Source organism: Pseudomonas sp. IPO3778 (assembly GCF_013386825.1).
Lineage (GTDB): Bacteria > Pseudomonadota > Gammaproteobacteria > Pseudomonadales > Pseudomonadaceae > Aquipseudomonas.
Map to the genome: position 1 here is coordinate 151,063 of NZ_JACARC010000017.1, position 17,146 is coordinate 168,208.

Consider the following 17,146-nt stretch of genomic DNA (forward strand, 5'->3'; position numbering starts at 1 on the left):
GAAATTGGTCGAGTTTGAGTTCAGCCTGAAAGAGGCCCAAGGACAATGCAGCAGAATTACACAATAACTATAAATTAGACAAAACGTATACCTCTCGCTAGTATCGGCTTTCCTACCCGTTCATCCCCAGGAAAGCACCATGGCCACCCTTCCGGATTTCAAGCTCGAAACCTACTTTTCCAAGTGGGAATTTTCCGCGCGTTATCACATGACGGCGTCCGATGCTCAGAGCCTGACGGTCAAGGAACTGCTGGCAATGGCGGATGCGGAGGACAGGAAGGCGTTCGAAAATCTGTCGCTCGGCTACACCCAAACCTGGGGCTTGCCGGCGTTGCTGGAGGTCATCGCATCGACCTATGAGCAGATGACGCCCAAGGACTTGTTGTGCTTTGCCGGCGCCGAGGAAGGGTTATACGTGGCCATGCACGCCCTCCTGGACAAAGGCGACCACGCGATTGTAATCACGCCCAATTATCAGTCTGCTGAAACCATCCCTCTGAGCCTGTGCGAGGTCAGCGGCGTACCGCTGGACCCCGCTCAGAACTGGACGCTGGATATCGATGCAGTGGCCGCGGCTATCCGGCCGAATACCAAGCTGATTTCCATCAATTTTCCGCACAACCCCACGGGCAAGATTCTGGAGCGCGAGCGCTTCGATCAGTTGGTGGCGCTGTGCCGCAAGCACGGGATTTATCTGTTCAGCGACGAAGCCTATCGCCTGCTCGGGCTTGGCGAACAACTGCCGGCCGTGGCGGATGTGTATGAACGCGGGCTGTCGCTGGCAGTGATGTCCAAGCCTTATGGCTTGCCGGGGCTGCGAATTGGCTGGATCGCCTGTCAGGATCATGACCTGCTGCTGCGCATGGAGCGTATGAAACATTACCTGTCGATCTGCAATGCCGGGCCCAGCGAGGTGTTGTCGATTATTGCGTTGAAGGCGCGGGAAAAGATTCTGGCGCGGATTCATACCTTGATGCACCACAACATTGCCTTGCTGGACGGGTTCTTCGCCGAGTTCGCCGAGCGGTTTGAGTGGTATCGACCGGATGGCGGATGCATTGCCTACCCGCGTTACCTGGGGCCTGAAGGTGTGGAGCGGTTTTGCAGTGAACTGGTGGAACGCACCGGGGTGTTATTGCTGCCTTCGAGCATCTACCACTCGGCGCTGGGCCCCGTGCCGCAGGACCGGTTCCGTATCGGTTATGGACGTGCGCATATGGAAGAAGGCTTGGCGGTGTTTGCCGATTACCTGCGCGGGCAACCGCGATGAGCCCGGTGCCGCTGGCGGTGTATGGCTTAAGCGAGTTACGCACCGCCCTATTGCGCCAGGACATGCTGCAGGCGGTGGAACAGGCATTGATCAGTCATTCCCAAGGGCGCGTGGTAGCGCCGCCTCCTGGGGTACTGCTGTTTGAAAACCCGCCGGGGGACTGTCATATCAAGTCCGGTTATATGAAGGACGGTTCAGTGTTTGTGGTCAAGCTGGCGATGGGCTTTTACCAGAACCCGTCCCGCGGCCTGGAGACCAATAACGGACTGGTGTTGGTGTTTGATTCCCACACCGGCAAAACCCTCGCGGTACTCAATGATGAAGGTTGGCTGACGAGTTGGCGCACCGCGGCCGCGGGTGCCTTGGCGGCCAAAGCAGGCGCACCTTCGCAGGTCAGTGCGCTGGGGATTATTGGCACCGGGCATCAAGCGCAATTGCAGGCCCGTTGGGCGTGTGAGCTGCTCGGCGTCAAGCGGGTGTTTATTTGGGGGCGCCGTTTTGGCAAGGCGCAGCAGTTGGCGAAAAGCCTTGGGCACCAAGGGTTGAATGCGCAAGCGGCCGACACCGTAGAAGAGGTTTTCGCACACTGCAATGTGGTGATTACCTGCACGCCTTCGACAGAGAGGGTTGTGCCTTCGGCGGCGGTTAAAGCGGGCACACATATTGTCGCCTTGGGCGCCGACAGCCCGGGCAAGCAGGAGCTGGACCCGCAACTGCTTAAGCGGGCCAGGGTGATCATGACGGACGACCACCACCAGTGCCTGGACCATGGCGAAATGGGCCACGCGGTACGTGCCCGTTTGATTACCGAAGATGCCGATGTTTCTCTCGGGCAGGTACTGGCGGGCCAGGTGCCAGGGCGTTTCAGCGACGATGACCTGACCATCGCCGACCTCACAGGGCTGGCGGCTCAGGATGTGGCCCTGGCAACCCTGGCAGTGGCACGCTTGCAGGCGGCGAACTGACAACTGTTCGGGCGCCTGCGTACAATCGTCTTCCTCATTTCCAGTGTCCGGTTTCCACATGGTCGATATCGCATTTATCAAGGCAACCGCCGATGGCATCGCCGCCCTGCTCTTCCCGGATCTGGAAGCGGTGGTTCACGACGTGCAGAGCGGGCGCATTGTGCACATCGCCAATGGTTTTTCCCGGCGCAAGGTGGGGGATGAATCATTGATCACTGACCTGCCGGAACTCGCAACTGGGCCCGACGTGGTGGGGCCGTATGAAAAGACCGGCCCCAATAGTCGGCAGTTGCGCTCGATCACCATGGTTGCCCGCGACGAGCGCGGAGAGATTCGTACGTTGTTGTGCCTCAACTTCGACGTGACGGCACTTTCCCAGGTGCAAAAGTTGCTCAGTGGTTTTGCTGTGGGCCAGCAATCCAAGGCTCGGCCCGAAGCGCTGTTCAGCAGTGACTGGCGCGAAAAACTCAACGAGATCATTGAAGCCCTGGCGGCAACGAATAACCTGCGGCCCGGCGATTTTGGCCGTGGCGAGATCATTCAGGTGCTGGTCCAGGCGCGGGTTCATGGGTTGCTGGATGTGCGTAACTTTGCCGATTACATCGGCGACTATTTCAAGATCTCCCGGGCCAGCGTCTACAACTATCTGCGGGCGGCAGCACAGGTGGATGTACCGCAGTAGTCAATCCGTTGAATCGCTGTTTTCTGTAGTGCCGGGCAGCCGCTCGGCACGGAAAAAATCTCCCTCCTCGTAAGCCCAATCTGAATTTCCGGACCACTCGTCCAGCCCCCATTTTGCTGTTGCAGACTCCGACGCCTCCCCTTTGCAGAGACGTCACGGATGACTGCTTCTTCGTCCCACATCGCCCATATCCAACACGAACTGGATGGCTTTCATCAGAGCCTGGCGGTGTATCGCCAGCAGGTGGGCGCCTGGTATTCGCAGGCGCTGGACAAGGTCAGCCATGCAGCAGACTTGCCGTCGTTGCTGGGGATGGACCGAATCATTCGGGTGGGGGATTCGAGCCAGTCGGTGAGCATGACCGATGACAATTTCTCGACGGTGGTGCGCTGTGAGGTCGGCGGCGTACTGGAGATCGAGAGCAAGTTCGAGTCGGTGTATGACGTGCCGCTGGGAGGTATTCCGGTTGAGGTGATTGGGCTGGGTGACGGCAGCTCTACCGTGGTCATGCTCGATGAACAGGGGAAAGGCTCTCACCACTGTGTGGCCGGCAAACGCTATCGGGTGCGGGTGCAGGGTGGGGTTTCACAGGAGCAGGTCGAGGCGCTGTTTTCGTCTTACGACGGTTTGACCGCTGAGCTGGAAAGCTGGCTTCGCAAGCAATGGAACGGTTTCAGACCGCATTGGGAAAGGTCCACGTCGAGCGCGATCGGCACTGGCGTGTTGGCGGGAAGTTGGGCAGCAATTACTGGCGTGTGGGACGCCATCAAGCAGGTGCAGGAGATCTTCAAGGATCCGGGCAAGCTGTTTGAAAGCCTGGGAGCCAAAGCCAGCGAGCTGATGGAACTGGCCCGCACTGCGCCACAGGTGATGGAACAAGCCATGTTACTGGCCAGTGATGAGGCGGCGCTGTACCTGATGCTGCGCACGGCGATGATTTGGCTGTCGGCGTTGCCGCCTAGCGAGGTTGCCGGCAGTACCGCCGAGGCGGTGGCCGGGTTTGTGGTGTCGTTGCTGATCGATTTGTTGGTAGCGGCTTTGCTGACGGTTGTGTTGCCGGCGGCGGGTATCGCCTATTTGAGCTCGCGTGCGCTCAGGTATGGCGCCCGGATTGTTGAGGCGGCCATTCGGTTTGTGAAGGGCATATTCAGTGTTCTTCAGAGCTTTATGGGGGCAGTGGGACGGTACAAGACAGTAGCGGTTCGGGGCGCCGTTGAGGGGTTGAAAAAGGGTGGTGTGCAGATGCGCTGGGGGCCGCGTCAGAACACCGTGGTTCGGGAGAAAGCGCATGTCGACGATGCGCCCTCCTCTGCCAAGAACCCCGGCGGCGATGCGGCCGCTCCCGCAGACAAGACCGCCACCAATGGCTGCCCGGTGTCGATGGTTACCGGTGAGGAGCTGCTGACCCTCACAGATGGATCGTTGGATGGCGTGTTGCCGTTTGCCTGGACGCGGTTGTATCGCAGCAGTGCGGTGGAAGTGGATTGCGGGCTGGGGTTTGGCTGGAGTCATGCACTGGCTCAGCGGTTGGTGGTTAGCGGTGAAACGGTGGTCTGGACCGATCACGAAAACCGCAGCACTACGTTTCCCCTGCCCTCTGCTACGCGGCCAGCCATCACCAATAGCCTGGCGGAAGCGGCGATTTATCTGGGCGCGTTGCCTGATGAGTGGGTACTGGCTCAGGCGTCCCTTTTCTACCATTTCCGCGACGGGGTGCTGACGTCGATCAGCGATGTGTACGACAACCGGCTGCGTATTTCCCGCGACTATTCCGGGCGGATTCAGCGGATTGATAACCACGTCGGCCAGGGATTGCTGCTGCGGTATGACCGCGGGCATATCGTTGCAGTCGACTATCAGGTGCAGCAGGAGCTGGACTGGGTTACCGAGCAGAACGTTGTTTCCTACCGGTACGACGAAGCGTGGCGGTTGATTGAAGCGACCAACGCTGTCGGCGAAAGCGAGCGTTATCGGTACGACGACCAGCAGGTGATCCTGGAGAGGCAACTGGCCGGTGGGGCGAGTTTCTTCTGGGAGTGGGAACGGTCTGGTAAATCTGCAAGGTGTATCCGCCACTGGGCCAGTTTTTCCCAGATGAACACGCGGTATGTGTGGGACGACAACGGCACGGTCACCGTGCACAACGCCGATGGCAGCCAGGAAGTCTACGTCCACGACCAGCGCGCGCGGCTGGTGCAACGGATTGATCCGGACGGCGCGGAGCACTTCAAATCCTACGATGACAAAGGCCGGCTGACGGTCGAGCAGGATCCGTTGGGGGCGGTGACGGCGTATCAATACGATGAAGCCGGTCGGTTGATTGCGCTGTTTCCCGGGGACGATGCGCCCACGTCCTACGAGCATGACAACGGTTTCGTCCGAGTCGTACGCCGTGGCGATGCCGTCTGGAAATACCAGCGTAACGATCAAGGCGATATCACCCGCAAGACCGATCCGGACGGCAATTACACCGAATACACCTACACCAAACACGGCAAGCTCACGGGCGTCTGGCACCCGGACAACAGCAGCCAGCGCTTTATCTGGAACGAGCGTGGCCAGCTTATCGAAGAGAAGCTGGCCAATGGTGGTGTGCGGCGCTATCACTATGACGACCTGGGACGGCAGGTGGCTTGCGAGGATGAGCACGGTGCTCTGACCCAATACCAATGGGACGCCGTAGGACGTTTGCTGAAAGTGATTCAGCCGGGCGGCGCCACTCGCGAATTCAGCTACAACCCGTACGGAAAAATCACCGCCGAGCGCGACGAACTGGGCCACGTCACCCGCTACGAGTATGCCGACGGTCTGCACCTGATCAGCCGTCGGATTAATCCTGATGGCACGCAGCTCAACTACCGTTACGACAATGTCCGGCTGCTACTGACCGAGATTGAAAACGAAGTCGGCGAAACCTATCGGCTCGACTACCACGCCAACGGATTGATCCAGCAGGAAACCGGGTTTGATGGGCGCCGCACGGCTTATGCCTACGACCTCGCCGGGCACCTGCTGGAAAAGACCGAGTACGGTGATGATGGCCGCCAGTTGGTTACCCGATATGAGCGCGATGCAGCAGGTCGCCTTGTACGAAAAACCCTGCCCGACCGCAGCGTTGTCGATTACACCTACGACCGCCTCGGCAACCTCCTAGGCGTCGACGACGGCCACTGGCCGCTGCACTACGAATACGATCTGCAAAACCGCCTCACCGCCGAACATCAAGGCTGGGGCACCTTGCGCTACCGCTACGACGAATGCGGGCAACTCAACTACCTGCGTCTGCCCGACAACAACCGCCTGGCCTTCCATCACGACAAAGGTGGCGACCTCGCCACCGTCGAACTGAATGGCAACCCGCTCACCTCGCACCTGTTCAAATCCGGCCGCGAACACCAGCGCCAGCAGGGCCAGCTCCTCAGCCACTACCACTACGACGACCAGGGCCGCCTGCACGCCCATGCCATCACCCAACAGGAACAACGCCACCAACGCCGCCAATACGACTACGACAAACGCGGCAACCTGACCCGCATCCTCGACACCCGCAAAGGCCAGCACGACTACCACTACGACCCGCTCGACCGCCTGACCCGCGCCAACCACTCGCACTACCTGCAAGAGCGTTTCGCCCACGACCCGGCGGGCAACCTGCTGATGCAAGACCGCGTTGGCCCGAGTGTGATCAAAGGCAACCGCCTGCTGATGCAAGGCGATCGTCATTACGACTACGACGCCTTCGGCAATCTCCTACTGGAACGCCGGGGCCGGGCGCAGCAGTTAGTTACCGAATACCGCTACGACTGCCAACACCGACTGATCGCCGTCACCCAACCGGACGGCACACAGGCCAGCTACCGCTATGACCCGTTCGGTCGGCGCATCACCAAAACGATAAGAGGCCAAACCACCGAGTTTTTCTGGCAAGGCGACATGTTGATCGCCGAGCACAGCGCCGATCACCACCAAAGCTACCTCTACGAACCCAACAGCTTCCGCCCGTTAGCGCTGCTGAAAGGCTACGGCCCGGAAGCAGCAGAACCCTTCCACTACCAACTCGACCACCTCGGCACCCCACAAGAACTCACAGCACCCGACGGCGAAATCGTCTGGTCCGCGCACTACCGCGCCTACGGCCAAATCGCGAAGCTGGACGTCAACACCGTCACCAACCCGCTGCGCTTCCAGGGCCAATACTTCGACCCGGAAAGCGGGCTGCACTACAACCGCCATCGCTACTACAATCCGGACATTGGCCGCTATCTGACGCCTGATCCCGAAAAGCTGGCGGGCGGGCTGAACGGATACCAGTACGTACCCAACCCGACGGGGTGGGTGGATCCGTTGGGGTTGAATACCTGTCCGGGAGGGGATGGATGTAAGCCGAAACACCGTGCTGAAGACCCAGCGAGCAAAGCCAAGGTAAACGAAGGCGACGTAGAGCCGCCTAAAGGATCCGATAGTAAGCTCTCAAGAAATGGGGCATTCAGGAGGGCAAAAAAAATTGCAGGAATTCAAAAAAATCAACCACCTAAACGTTTGCGTCGAGAAACAATTAAGGATCAAGACCGTTACATTCAAGGTAGGGTATATGTTTTTGAGTTAAAGGATCGGATAATCGAGATTCGCGAGCACTCTTTAGGTCATACAAAAGGAAATCATGGTCCACACTTCAACACTGAGGTTCTCATAGATGAACGTAAAGTACCTCTAGCCATTGGCGACGACTCACACACATATTTCAAGAGATAATGAATGAACACGGTATTTATATGTGAGGACGGCATTTATCCTTGGGATCAGGTCACCCACAGTGACGACAAGGACTTTCTAACACTCACCTTACTTAATCACGAAATCAAAGAAGCTTGGCCTTCGTGGTGCAAGCTTGAGTTTTTACTCAAGGAAAAGTGGCCATTCACGGTAAGATGGGGCACGTATGGAATAAAGCCATACAGCAAGACTATGGAATATCTGACCATAAGGGAATTTTCAAAAAAAGCGGGACCTAGAGATATTTTACTGAAAAATGAAGTAACGTCGGTATATTCCTACATAAAACAATTAAACACGCCCTCTACGGAAACAGACCCATCAACGCTGGGTAGCGCTTGCAACTCAATACGGCTGATGATACAAAACGAAAGAATCGCTGAGCTCTCGCAAAAATTAAGCGCTCTCGATTACATATCAGCAATAGATGATTTCAGACTAATACTATTCAACAGTTCAACTTTATCTATCCGATTTTTCAATGGTGAGACTTACGGGGCCATTCAGTTAATATGTCATTCAGAACATAAAAAAATCATTCTATCCAAAATAAATGAAATAGAAATAAAAGAAATAACAAAAAACGACATTTACGACTATCTGCAAAGCCCTTCATAACTTTTAGCTCCAGCAAGCAGAAACTGTCACCCAAACATAAAACCCATGGAAGCAAATAACAATGCTAGAGCAAAACAAAGATATAGCGCTAACTGGAATGGAAGCACTGAAAGTATTATCAGAAATTGAGTTCATACTTATTTCCTTGCGCGACATGGGTAGTTTTTATGCAGACAAGCCTTTTGCCCTGGAAGAATACCGGAAAGAAACCACCGATTTTATCGATGATTTCGGCATCACAAGACGGCTCGCACAGATCCGAAATATAATATCAAAGCATTTTGACGATACTCTTGGAGAGGATGATATGGATGACATAGAAAGGCATATGGTCGGATTAAAATCCTGGAAGCCTAAACCCTATAGATAATCCGTCAAGGCTCCCACTAAAAACCAGAAACCCTAATAAATTTACCCAATGAGATTACAACAATGAATTACTTAGAAAAAGAAATCGACGAGGCTATAATCGCCTTAAATATAGAAGTCAAAAAGCTGGCACCTAACGAGGTCGAATCACTGATTACATCTCTTAGCGAGAGATTTTTTAGAACCAAACAAAAAGTACTTGACCCTAGCGATCTCAATATAAAAAACGAGCAACACAATCCAAATTTTTGGAAGGAGATACCAGATATCATTCATAGTGGCTCGCTGATTTTAATTGTTTTTGACTCATCCCAGAGAGCATGGAGGGTAGGCAGCGCCAACAATCTTACTAGTATTTTATCTGAAACAACGGGTTATCCTTTCTGGGTCACTGACCTAGACCAAACATTCGTCGCCAACATGGATGACCATGACTGCGTAACCTGGGCATAGTCTGCTTATAGTTAATACCCGCGGTCAGCCATGAAGCTAGCCCGCCCTTCTTGCGACAAATTCTCATCCCCTCCATCACCCGCCTCAACCACTACCCGAAAACGTCATGCCCGCCCCCTGGCAATCGCAACCTCGGCCCGCTTTATCGCCGTTACCCTGGCGAACTCCTGCCGTACTGCCCCCCGGATAAACCGCCGCGAAACCACCAACGACCGTGCAAGACCTTCATCCGCCTGATGAACAGCGAAGTCGCCAAGATCGGCAACGTCCGCGCTTTTCTCTACCGCATCACCAATAACCTGAGCATCGACCATACTCGGCACAACAGCGTGCGAGGAATCAACGATGAGCGTGAATTGCAAATCCTCACCGGCGATGCCCCCATAAAAAACAGTGCCATCACCAACAGTAACTGGAACACCTGCAACGCCTAATCGATAGATTGCCCTCGCCCACTCACGAAGTGTTTCTGCTGGCCCGGGCTGAACAATTAAGCTACAAGAAGATTACCGTCCGTCTGAATATTGATGCCCGGGCGGTGGGGCGACATTTGAACAACGCCACGCCCCACCGCTCCACAACCCCGCAAGCCACCGAGTCCCGATGAACGATCAGCCCACCCCTTCGCCGTCCGAACGTGACCAGCAAGCCCTGGACTGGTTTACCCGCCTGCGTGGGGAAAACGTGACGTTTCAGGAGCTCAATACGTTTGCGCAGTGGCGCGAAGACCCCCTGAATGCCCACGCCTACCAAAACGCCGAGACGCTTTGGCAGTTGCTGGATCGCCCCTCCCGAGCAGCACGCAAACAAGATCGCCGTCGGCCGATCTCACGACGGAGAACCTACGCCACCGCTGCCTGCCTGATACTCGCCACCGGCGCGATATGGCTGGGAACCCCGCCGATCAGCAGTTGGGGCAGTGACTACACCACCCGAATCGGGCAACAACAGGACATCACCCTGGCCGACGGTTCACACCTGCATCTGGACAGCGACAGCGCGCTGGATATCGACCTCACCTCCGATGAACGCCGGGTAAATCTGCGAAGAGGCCGTGTGTATCTGCAAGTCAGCCACGACAGTCGACCCTTTATTGTGCAAGCCGGCAGCACTCGGATTCGGGCGTTGGGCACCGAGTTTTCCGTCGCGCATAACGACAAGTCCGACGAGGTCATTCTGCTGCTTGGCAGCGTTGAAGTGGCCGCCGCCGGGCAACATCAACTGCTGCAGCCGGGCGAACAGTTGCGCGTGGTGAGCGGGCATGTTCAAGCCCCCCAAGCCGTCGACGCCGAACGCCTGCTGGCCTGGCGAGACGGCCAGCTACGTGTGCGGGACGCACCCTTGCGCGAGGTGCTTGAGGAGTTGGTGCGCTATCAAGGCGGCCATGTGATCTGGCTCGACGATAAAGTCGGGCAACGCACCATCAACGCCAGCTTCAACCTGAATCAAGTCGACAGTGCCTTGGACGCCCTGATCAGCAGCCAGAACCTGCGCACCACGGCCCTCACCCACCGGGTGTTGATCGTGCGCGGCTGACTGGACGATGAGCCGAATAGCTTGCACAATCGGCTCACCGAATGAGCCGAATAAGCCTTCTATTCGGCTCACCCACCGAGCACACCGCCATGGATCACCCGAACTGGATCTGGCAACAACCTGACTGGCCGCACTTTCACTGGCAACCGGAGCGCCTCGCACCAGTGTTGCGCGAGTGCACGCAGGCGCAAGGAAAGTTGCTGGGCATGCTCGGTTCGGTCAGCCAGGCGCAGAGTTCGGAGAATGAACTGGATGCGTTACTGCAAAATATCCTGACCTCCTCGGCAATCGAAGGTGAGCAACTGAATGTGGGCTTGGTACGTTCCTCTCTGGCCCGGCGCCTTGGCCTGGAGCAATTGCAAGACAGCCCCGTGAGCCGACGTAGCGAGGGCCTGGCGGACTTGCTGGTGGACGCCACACAACAGTTTGCTCAGCCATTTACCCTAACCCGCCTATTTAGCTGGCATCGATGGTTATTTCCCGCCGAGGAAGCCCGCTTTTCCACGCACGCCTTGAACGTAGGCGCGCTAAGGGGCGATGAGCCGATGCAGGTTGTGTCGGGACGACTGGACCGACCCACCGTGCATTTCGAGGCGCCGCCCCGCCAAGGGCTGGAGCAGTCGTTGGACGAGTTCATCGAATGGTTTGAAGCCAGCCTAAATCATTCAGCACTCGACCCATTGCTGCGCGCAGGCCTGGCGCATTTCTGGTTCGTCACCCTGCACCCCTTCGATGATGGAAACGGTCGTCTGACGCGGGCGATTACTGACCTCGCGCTCGCCCAGGCAGAGAACCAAGCGATCCGCTTCTACGCGATGTCAGCGAGCATCCTTGAAGACCGGGCCGGCTATTACCGCGCACTGGAAACCAGTCAAAAAGCCACGCTGGATGTCACCGGTTGGCTTGAGTGGTTCCTGCAAACCCTGCTTCGTAGCCTGCAGCAGGCCATGGCGCGGATTGACCGGGTGCTGGGCAAAAGTCGCTTCTGGCAACGGCATCGGGACCACGCACTCAGCGCTGAACAGACCAAAGTCTTGAATCGCCTGCTCGACGGCGGCGACAAGGGCTTTGAGCATGGGATCAGCGCCGCCCAGTATCAGGCCGTGGCCAACGTGTCCAAGGCCACGGCGACTCGACATCTGGCCGATCTTCTGGAAAAAAACTGCCTGGTTCGGTTACCCGGCGGCGGCCGTAGTACCCGTTACCAAATCAACACCCAAGGTGACTGATTTCCAAGACAATTCCCCCCACTCATTTGCCCCAATCCCCCATGTCTGCTAGTGTCGCGCCGGTTTACCGTCTACCGGAATAGCCGCCATGGCCCGCAAAAAAGTTGCACTCGATTTCGAACAATCCCTCGCCGACCTGCAAGCTCTGGTCGAGCGTATGGAGAACGGCGAGTTGTCGCTGGAAGACTCGTTGACCGCATTCGAGCAAGGCATCGGCCTGACCCGCGACTGCCAGAGCGCCCTGGCGCAGGCGGAGCAGAAGGTCCAGGTGTTGCTGGAACGCGACGGGGAGTTGGCCGAAGAACCTTTCGACGCGGAACAGCCTGAATGATCGACGCTTATCAGGCCGGCAGCCAGGCCCGGGTCAATGCTGCGCTGGCACCGCTGTTTGTTGCGCCCACCCCTGAATTGGCTCGCCTGTATGAGGCCATGCGCTATAGCGTAATGAACGGCGGCAAACGCGTGCGGCCGTTGCTCGCCTACGCGGCCTGCGAAGCCCTCGGCGCCCAGGCGGAGGAAGCCAACGGCGCCGCCTGTGCGGTGGAGTTGATTCACGCTTATTCCCTGGTACACGACGATTTGCCGGCGATGGACGACGACGACTTGCGTCGCGGCCAGCCCACTACCCATAAAGCCTTCGATGAAGCCTGTGCGATTCTCGCCGGAGACGGCCTGCAAAGCCTGGCGTTCAGCGCGTTGCTGGACCCGCGTCTGAGCAGCGTCAACGCCGAGATCCGCTTGCGCATGGTCACCGCGCTGGCATTGGCGGCAGGCCCGGCCGGCATGGTGGGCGGCCAGGCGATTGACCTGGGCTCGGTCGGTTTGAAGCTCGATCAGCAAGCCCTCGAATACATGCACCGCCACAAGACCGGCGCGTTGATCGAGGCCGCCGTGCACCTCGGCGCCCTGGCCAGTGGCCGTGCCGCAGCGCCGCAGCTGGCGGCCTTGCAGACTTACGCGCGGGCCATCGGCCTGGCGTTCCAGGTGCAGGACGATATTCTCGACGTTGAAAGTGATACCGCGACCTTGGGCAAACGCCAAGGCGCCGATATCGCACGGGACAAGCCGACCTATCCTTCGCTGCTCGGCCTGGAAGCCGCCAAGGCCTACGCCCTTGAGCTGCGGGACCAGGCCCTGGATGCCCTGCGACTTTTCGACGCGGCAGCCGAGCCATTGCGTGACCTGGCGCGGTATATCGTCGAACGCCGCCACTGACAGCACCGGCCTTTTCCACTGCATATCAGCCAAGTTCGGCGCTCTGCGTGGGCAGTTTGCGATGCTTGAGGTAAACTGCCGCCTCTTCTATACCTATAACGATTCGCCTGATGCCCACGACGTTCCAAGAGATTCCCCGCAAGCGCCCGGCCACGCCCCTGCTGGACCGTGCCAACACGCCAGCCGGCCTGCGCCGCCTGGGTGAAGCCGAGCTGGAAACCCTGGCCGATGAGTTGCGCCTGGAATTGCTCTACACAGTCGGCCAGACCGGTGGGCATTTCGGTGCCGGCCTGGGCGTCATCGAGCTGACCATCGCGCTGCATTACGTGTTCGACACCCCGGACGACCGGCTGGTGTGGGACGTGGGTCATCAGGCCTATCCGCACAAGATCCTCACAGGACGCCGCGAGCGCATGGCCAGCCTGCGCCAGAAGGATGGCATCGCCGCCTTCCCGCGTCGCTCCGAGAGCGAGTACGACACCTTTGGCGTCGGCCACTCCAGCACCTCCATCAGTGCAGCGCTGGGCATGGCCATTGCCGCCCGCCTGCAGAACAGCGATCGCAAGGCGATAGCGGTGATCGGTGATGGCGCGTTGACCGCCGGCATGGCCTTCGAGGCGCTGAACCATGCGCCGGAAGTGGACGCCAATATGCTGGTGATCCTCAACGACAACGACATGTCGATCTCGCGCAATGTCGGTGGCCTGTCGAATTACCTGGCAAAAATTCTCTCCAGCCGCACGTACGCCAGCATGCGTGAAGGCAGCAAGAAGGTGCTCTCGCGTCTGCCTGGCGCGTGGGAAATTGCCCGTCGTACCGAAGAATATGCCAAGGGCATGCTGGTTCCCGGCACCCTGTTCGAAGAGCTGGGCTGGAACTACATCGGCCCGATCGACGGCCACGACCTGCCCACCCTGATCGCCACCCTGCGCAACATGCGTGACCTCAAGGGCCCGCAGTTCCTGCACATCGTCACCAAGAAAGGCAAAGGTTTCGCCCCGGCGGAAGTCGACCCGATTGGTTACCACGCGATCACCAAGCTTGAGCCGCTGAACGCCCCCGCCGCCGCGCCGAAGAAGCCCGGCGGGCCGAAGTATTCCGGCGTGTTTGGCGAATGGCTGTGCGACATGGCCGCCGCCGACCCGCGCCTGGTGGGCATCACCCCGGCGATGAAGGAAGGTTCCGACCTGGTGGCGTTCAGCGAGCGTTTCCCGCTGCGCTACTTCGACGTGGCCATCGCGGAACAGCACGCGGTGACCTTCGCCGCTGGCATGGCCTGCGAAGGCGCCAAGCCGGTGGTAGCGATCTACTCCACGTTCCTGCAGCGCGGTTATGACCAACTGATTCATGACGTCGCGGTGCAGAACCTCGACGTGCTGTTCGCCATCGACCGCGCCGGCCTGGTGGGCGAAGACGGCCCGACCCACGCCGGCAGCTTCGACCTGTCGTACTTGCGTTGCATCCCCGGCATGCTGGTGATGACCCCGAGTGACGAGAACGAACTGCGCAAGATGCTCAGCACCGGCCACCTGTACAACGGCCCGGCGGCTGTGCGCTACCCGCGCGGCAATGGCCCGAATGCGGTGATCGAAAAGGACCTTGAGCCTATCGAAATCGGCAAGGGCATTGTCCGTCGCCAGGGCAGCGGCGTTGCCTTGCTGGTGTTCGGCGTGCAATTGGCCGAAGCCTTGAAAGTGGCCGAGAAGATCGACGCCACCGTGGTGGACATGCGTTTCGTCAAACCCCTGGACGAAGCCCTGGTGCGCGAGATCGCCGGCAGTCATGAGCTGCTGGTGACCGTCGAAGAAAACGCCATCATGGGCGGCGCCGGTGCGGCGGTCAGTGAGTTCCTGGCGCGGGAGAACATCCTCAAGTCGGTGCTGCACCTGGGCTTGCCGGATGTGTATGTCGAGCATGCCAAGCCGGCGCAGATGCTGGCCGAGTGCGGGCTGGATGAGGCGGGGATTGAAGCGTCGGTTCGTCAGCGCATGGCACTCTTGAACCTGTAAACAACAATCAAATGTGGGAGCTGGCTTGCCTGCGATAGCAGCACCTCGGTGTTACTGACACACCGAGGTGCCTGCATCGCAGGCAAGCCAGCTCCCACATTGGTTTTGTATTGCCTTGACGCTACGGACAGCCCATGAATCGCCTGCGCTTTGCCCTCCCCCTTCTTCTGCTCCCCGCCACCGACCTGCTCGCCGACAGCTTCGAACGCGACGACGCCCTCAAGCTGCCCGACGTGGTGATCAGCGCCAACCGCCAGGTCCAGGCGCGCAACGACAGCAGCGCCGCCAACACCGTCTTCACCCGCGATGACATCGACCGTCTGCAACCCTCCAGCGTGACCGATCTGCTCAGCCGCGTGCCCGGCGTACAGGTTTCACAAGCGGGCGGGCGCGGCAGCCTGGCGAGCATTTATATTCGCGGCACCAAATCGGCCCAAAGCCTGGTGCTGGTGGACGGCCAGCGCATCGGCAATTCAACCTCCGGTGACAGCAACCTGCAGCACCTGAACATCCAGCAGATCGAGCGGGTGGAAGTACTGCGCGGTTCGCGCTCGGTGATCTACGGCAGCGATGCGATTGGCGGGGTGATCCAGATTTTCACCCGGCGCGGCAGTGAGTCCGGCCTGCAACCCCGCCTGCATGTGGGATTCGGCAGCAACCAGACATGGGAACGCAGCCTCGGCCTGTCCGGCGGCGACGAAAAAACCCGCTTCAACCTGGACGCCAGCCTGGATGACACGGCCGGGATCAATCGCACTCACACCTCCTACCCCAGCGACCGCGACCATGATGCCTATCGCAATCAGGCCATCAGTTTCAGCCTGAGCCATGCCCTCAACGACGACATCGAAGCGGGCGTGAACGTGCTGGATAACCGCGGCAAAAGCGAATTCGATAACCCGTTCGGTCGCTTTGATACCACGACCTATCAAAGCTTCCAGCAAAAGCCCTATTCCAACTTCACCGTAAGCAGCGTCAGCAGCTATATCGACGCCCGTATCAATGACGTGTGGAAGTCTCGGCTGGAAGCAGGTCACAGCGAAAACCGTGAAGAGACCCTGGACAAGCTCAGCACCGAACGCAGCGTGTTCAACACCTACCGCAATTCGCTGAACTGGCAGAACGACCTGACACTGAACGAGCAGAACAGCCTGATCCTGGGCGGCGACTGGTACGAGGACCAGGTCAACAGCAGTGCCCAACTGAATGAAGACAGTCGCTGGAACCGCGCTGCGTTTATCCAGCACCGCTTCCAGGCGCAATCCTTCTCCACCGAACTGGGCCTGCGCCGCGACGATAACCAGCAATTTGGCGGCCATAACAGTTGGAGCGGCACCTTCACCCTGCCGCTGAACCCGGACAATGATCTGTTGCTGAGCTACAGCGAGGGCTTTCGGGCGCCGACGTTCAACGACCTGTACTACCCTGACAGCTACGGGAAAAACAGCAACCCGAACCTCAAGCCTGAAACCTCAAAAAGCTATGAAGTTCAGTGGCGCAGCCAACTCAGCGACACCAGCCGACTCGAAGCCTCGCTGTACCGCACCGACATTCAGGACGCGATTGTGTTCGCCAGCGGCGGTCCGCAAAACGTCAGCTCCGCCCGTATCAACGGCTTCGAAGCGGCGCTCAAGCAAGAACTGTTTGGCTGGCAAAGCAGCCTCGGCATTGCCCTGATCGACCCACGGGACCGCGACACCGGGCGCGCACTGGCACGGCGAGCCCGGCGCACCATGAGCCTGGACCTGGATCGCCAATTCGACCGGTTCAGCGTGGGTGCCAGCTGGCAGGCGGTCAGCAGCAGCTACGACGATGCGGCCAACCAACAACCCTTGGGCGGTTATGGCTTGTTCGGGCTGCGGGGCAGTTGGGCAGTGAGTCATGAGGTCACGCTGGAAATGAAGCTCGATAACCTGCTGAACAAGGGCTACAGCCGGGCGCTGTATCAGTACCAAGGCCAGCAATATGGCTATCGGGAAGAAGGCCGTGCATTGATGTTCGGAGTGACCTGGACGCCGGAACTCTAA

The 17,146-nt window shown here is 58.5% G+C and carries 15 protein-coding genes; all 15 read left to right on the top strand.

The window, feature by feature from the left end; translation table 11 throughout:
* The first annotated feature begins 139 nt into the window (after nt 1-139).
* The 15 genes from HX855_RS07145 (at nt 140) to HX855_RS07215 (ending at nt 17,146) form a co-directional block, all read left to right on the top strand.
* Entirely contained in the window at nt 140-1,270 is a 1,131-nt protein-coding gene (locus HX855_RS07145; RefSeq protein WP_177082920.1) for an aminotransferase class I/II-fold pyridoxal phosphate-dependent enzyme, read from the top strand.
* A complete protein-coding gene (locus tag HX855_RS07150; protein ID WP_177082922.1) occupies nt 1,267-2,235 on the top strand; it encodes an ornithine cyclodeaminase family protein in 969 nt (322 codons plus the stop codon). Before HX855_RS07145 ends, HX855_RS07150 begins: the two co-directional genes overlap by 4 nt.
* 58 nt (nt 2,236-2,293) lie before the next feature.
* Nucleotides 2,294-2,917, top strand: coding sequence for a transcriptional regulator (locus tag HX855_RS07155; protein WP_177082924.1), 624 nt, complete (start codon nt 2,294-2,296; stop codon nt 2,915-2,917).
* A 159-nt stretch (nt 2,918-3,076) separates the two neighbouring features.
* On the top strand, nt 3,077-7,669 hold the full coding sequence (locus tag HX855_RS07160) for an RHS repeat-associated core domain-containing protein (RefSeq protein WP_177082926.1): 4,593 nt from the start codon (nt 3,077-3,079) through the stop codon (nt 7,667-7,669).
* Nucleotides 7,670-7,672: 3 nt separating this feature from the next.
* Entirely contained in the window at nt 7,673-8,308 is a 636-nt protein-coding gene (locus HX855_RS07165) for a hypothetical protein (RefSeq protein WP_177082927.1), read from the top strand.
* Nucleotides 8,309-8,369: 61 nt separating this feature from the next.
* On the top strand, nt 8,370-8,678 hold the full coding sequence (locus HX855_RS07170; RefSeq protein WP_177082928.1) for a hypothetical protein: 309 nt from the start codon (nt 8,370-8,372) through the stop codon (nt 8,676-8,678).
* A gap of 62 nt (nt 8,679-8,740) precedes the next feature.
* Entirely contained in the window at nt 8,741-9,130 is a 390-nt protein-coding gene (locus HX855_RS07175; protein WP_177082929.1) for a hypothetical protein, read from the top strand.
* A gap of 236 nt (nt 9,131-9,366) precedes the next feature.
* Nucleotides 9,367-9,564, top strand: coding sequence for a hypothetical protein (locus HX855_RS07180; RefSeq protein WP_177082930.1), 198 nt, complete (start codon nt 9,367-9,369; stop codon nt 9,562-9,564).
* 29 nt (nt 9,565-9,593) lie between these two features.
* Complete coding sequence (locus HX855_RS33820) at nt 9,594-9,737, top strand: hypothetical protein (RefSeq protein ID WP_375140065.1); 144 nt, start codon at nt 9,594-9,596, stop codon at nt 9,735-9,737.
* Complete coding sequence (locus tag HX855_RS07190; RefSeq protein ID WP_177082932.1) at nt 9,734-10,666, top strand: FecR domain-containing protein; 933 nt, start codon at nt 9,734-9,736, stop codon at nt 10,664-10,666. Before HX855_RS33820 ends, HX855_RS07190 begins: the two co-directional genes overlap by 4 nt.
* An 89-nt stretch (nt 10,667-10,755) precedes the next feature.
* Nucleotides 10,756-11,895 carry a Fic family protein gene (locus tag HX855_RS07195; protein ID WP_177082999.1) on the top strand — a complete coding sequence of 380 codons (1,140 nt, stop codon included), beginning with the start codon at nt 10,756-10,758 and terminating at the stop codon, nt 11,893-11,895.
* Nucleotides 11,896-11,983: 88 nt separating this feature from the next.
* Nucleotides 11,984-12,226: an exodeoxyribonuclease VII small subunit gene (locus tag HX855_RS07200; protein WP_010174693.1), complete on the top strand. Its 243-nt coding sequence runs from the start codon at nt 11,984-11,986 to the stop codon at nt 12,224-12,226.
* Nucleotides 12,223-13,110, top strand: coding sequence for a (2E,6E)-farnesyl diphosphate synthase (gene ispA / locus HX855_RS07205; protein WP_177082933.1), 888 nt, complete (start codon nt 12,223-12,225; stop codon nt 13,108-13,110). Before HX855_RS07200 ends, ispA begins: the two co-directional genes overlap by 4 nt.
* Before the next feature lie 110 nt (nt 13,111-13,220).
* Nucleotides 13,221-15,119: a 1-deoxy-D-xylulose-5-phosphate synthase gene (gene dxs, locus HX855_RS07210; protein WP_177082935.1), complete on the top strand. Its 1,899-nt coding sequence runs from the start codon at nt 13,221-13,223 to the stop codon at nt 15,117-15,119.
* Between the two features lie 134 nt (nt 15,120-15,253).
* The gene (locus tag HX855_RS07215; protein WP_177082937.1) at nt 15,254-17,146 is read left to right on the top strand and encodes a TonB-dependent receptor domain-containing protein; all 1,893 of its coding nucleotides are present in this window, start codon (nt 15,254-15,256) and stop codon (nt 17,144-17,146) included.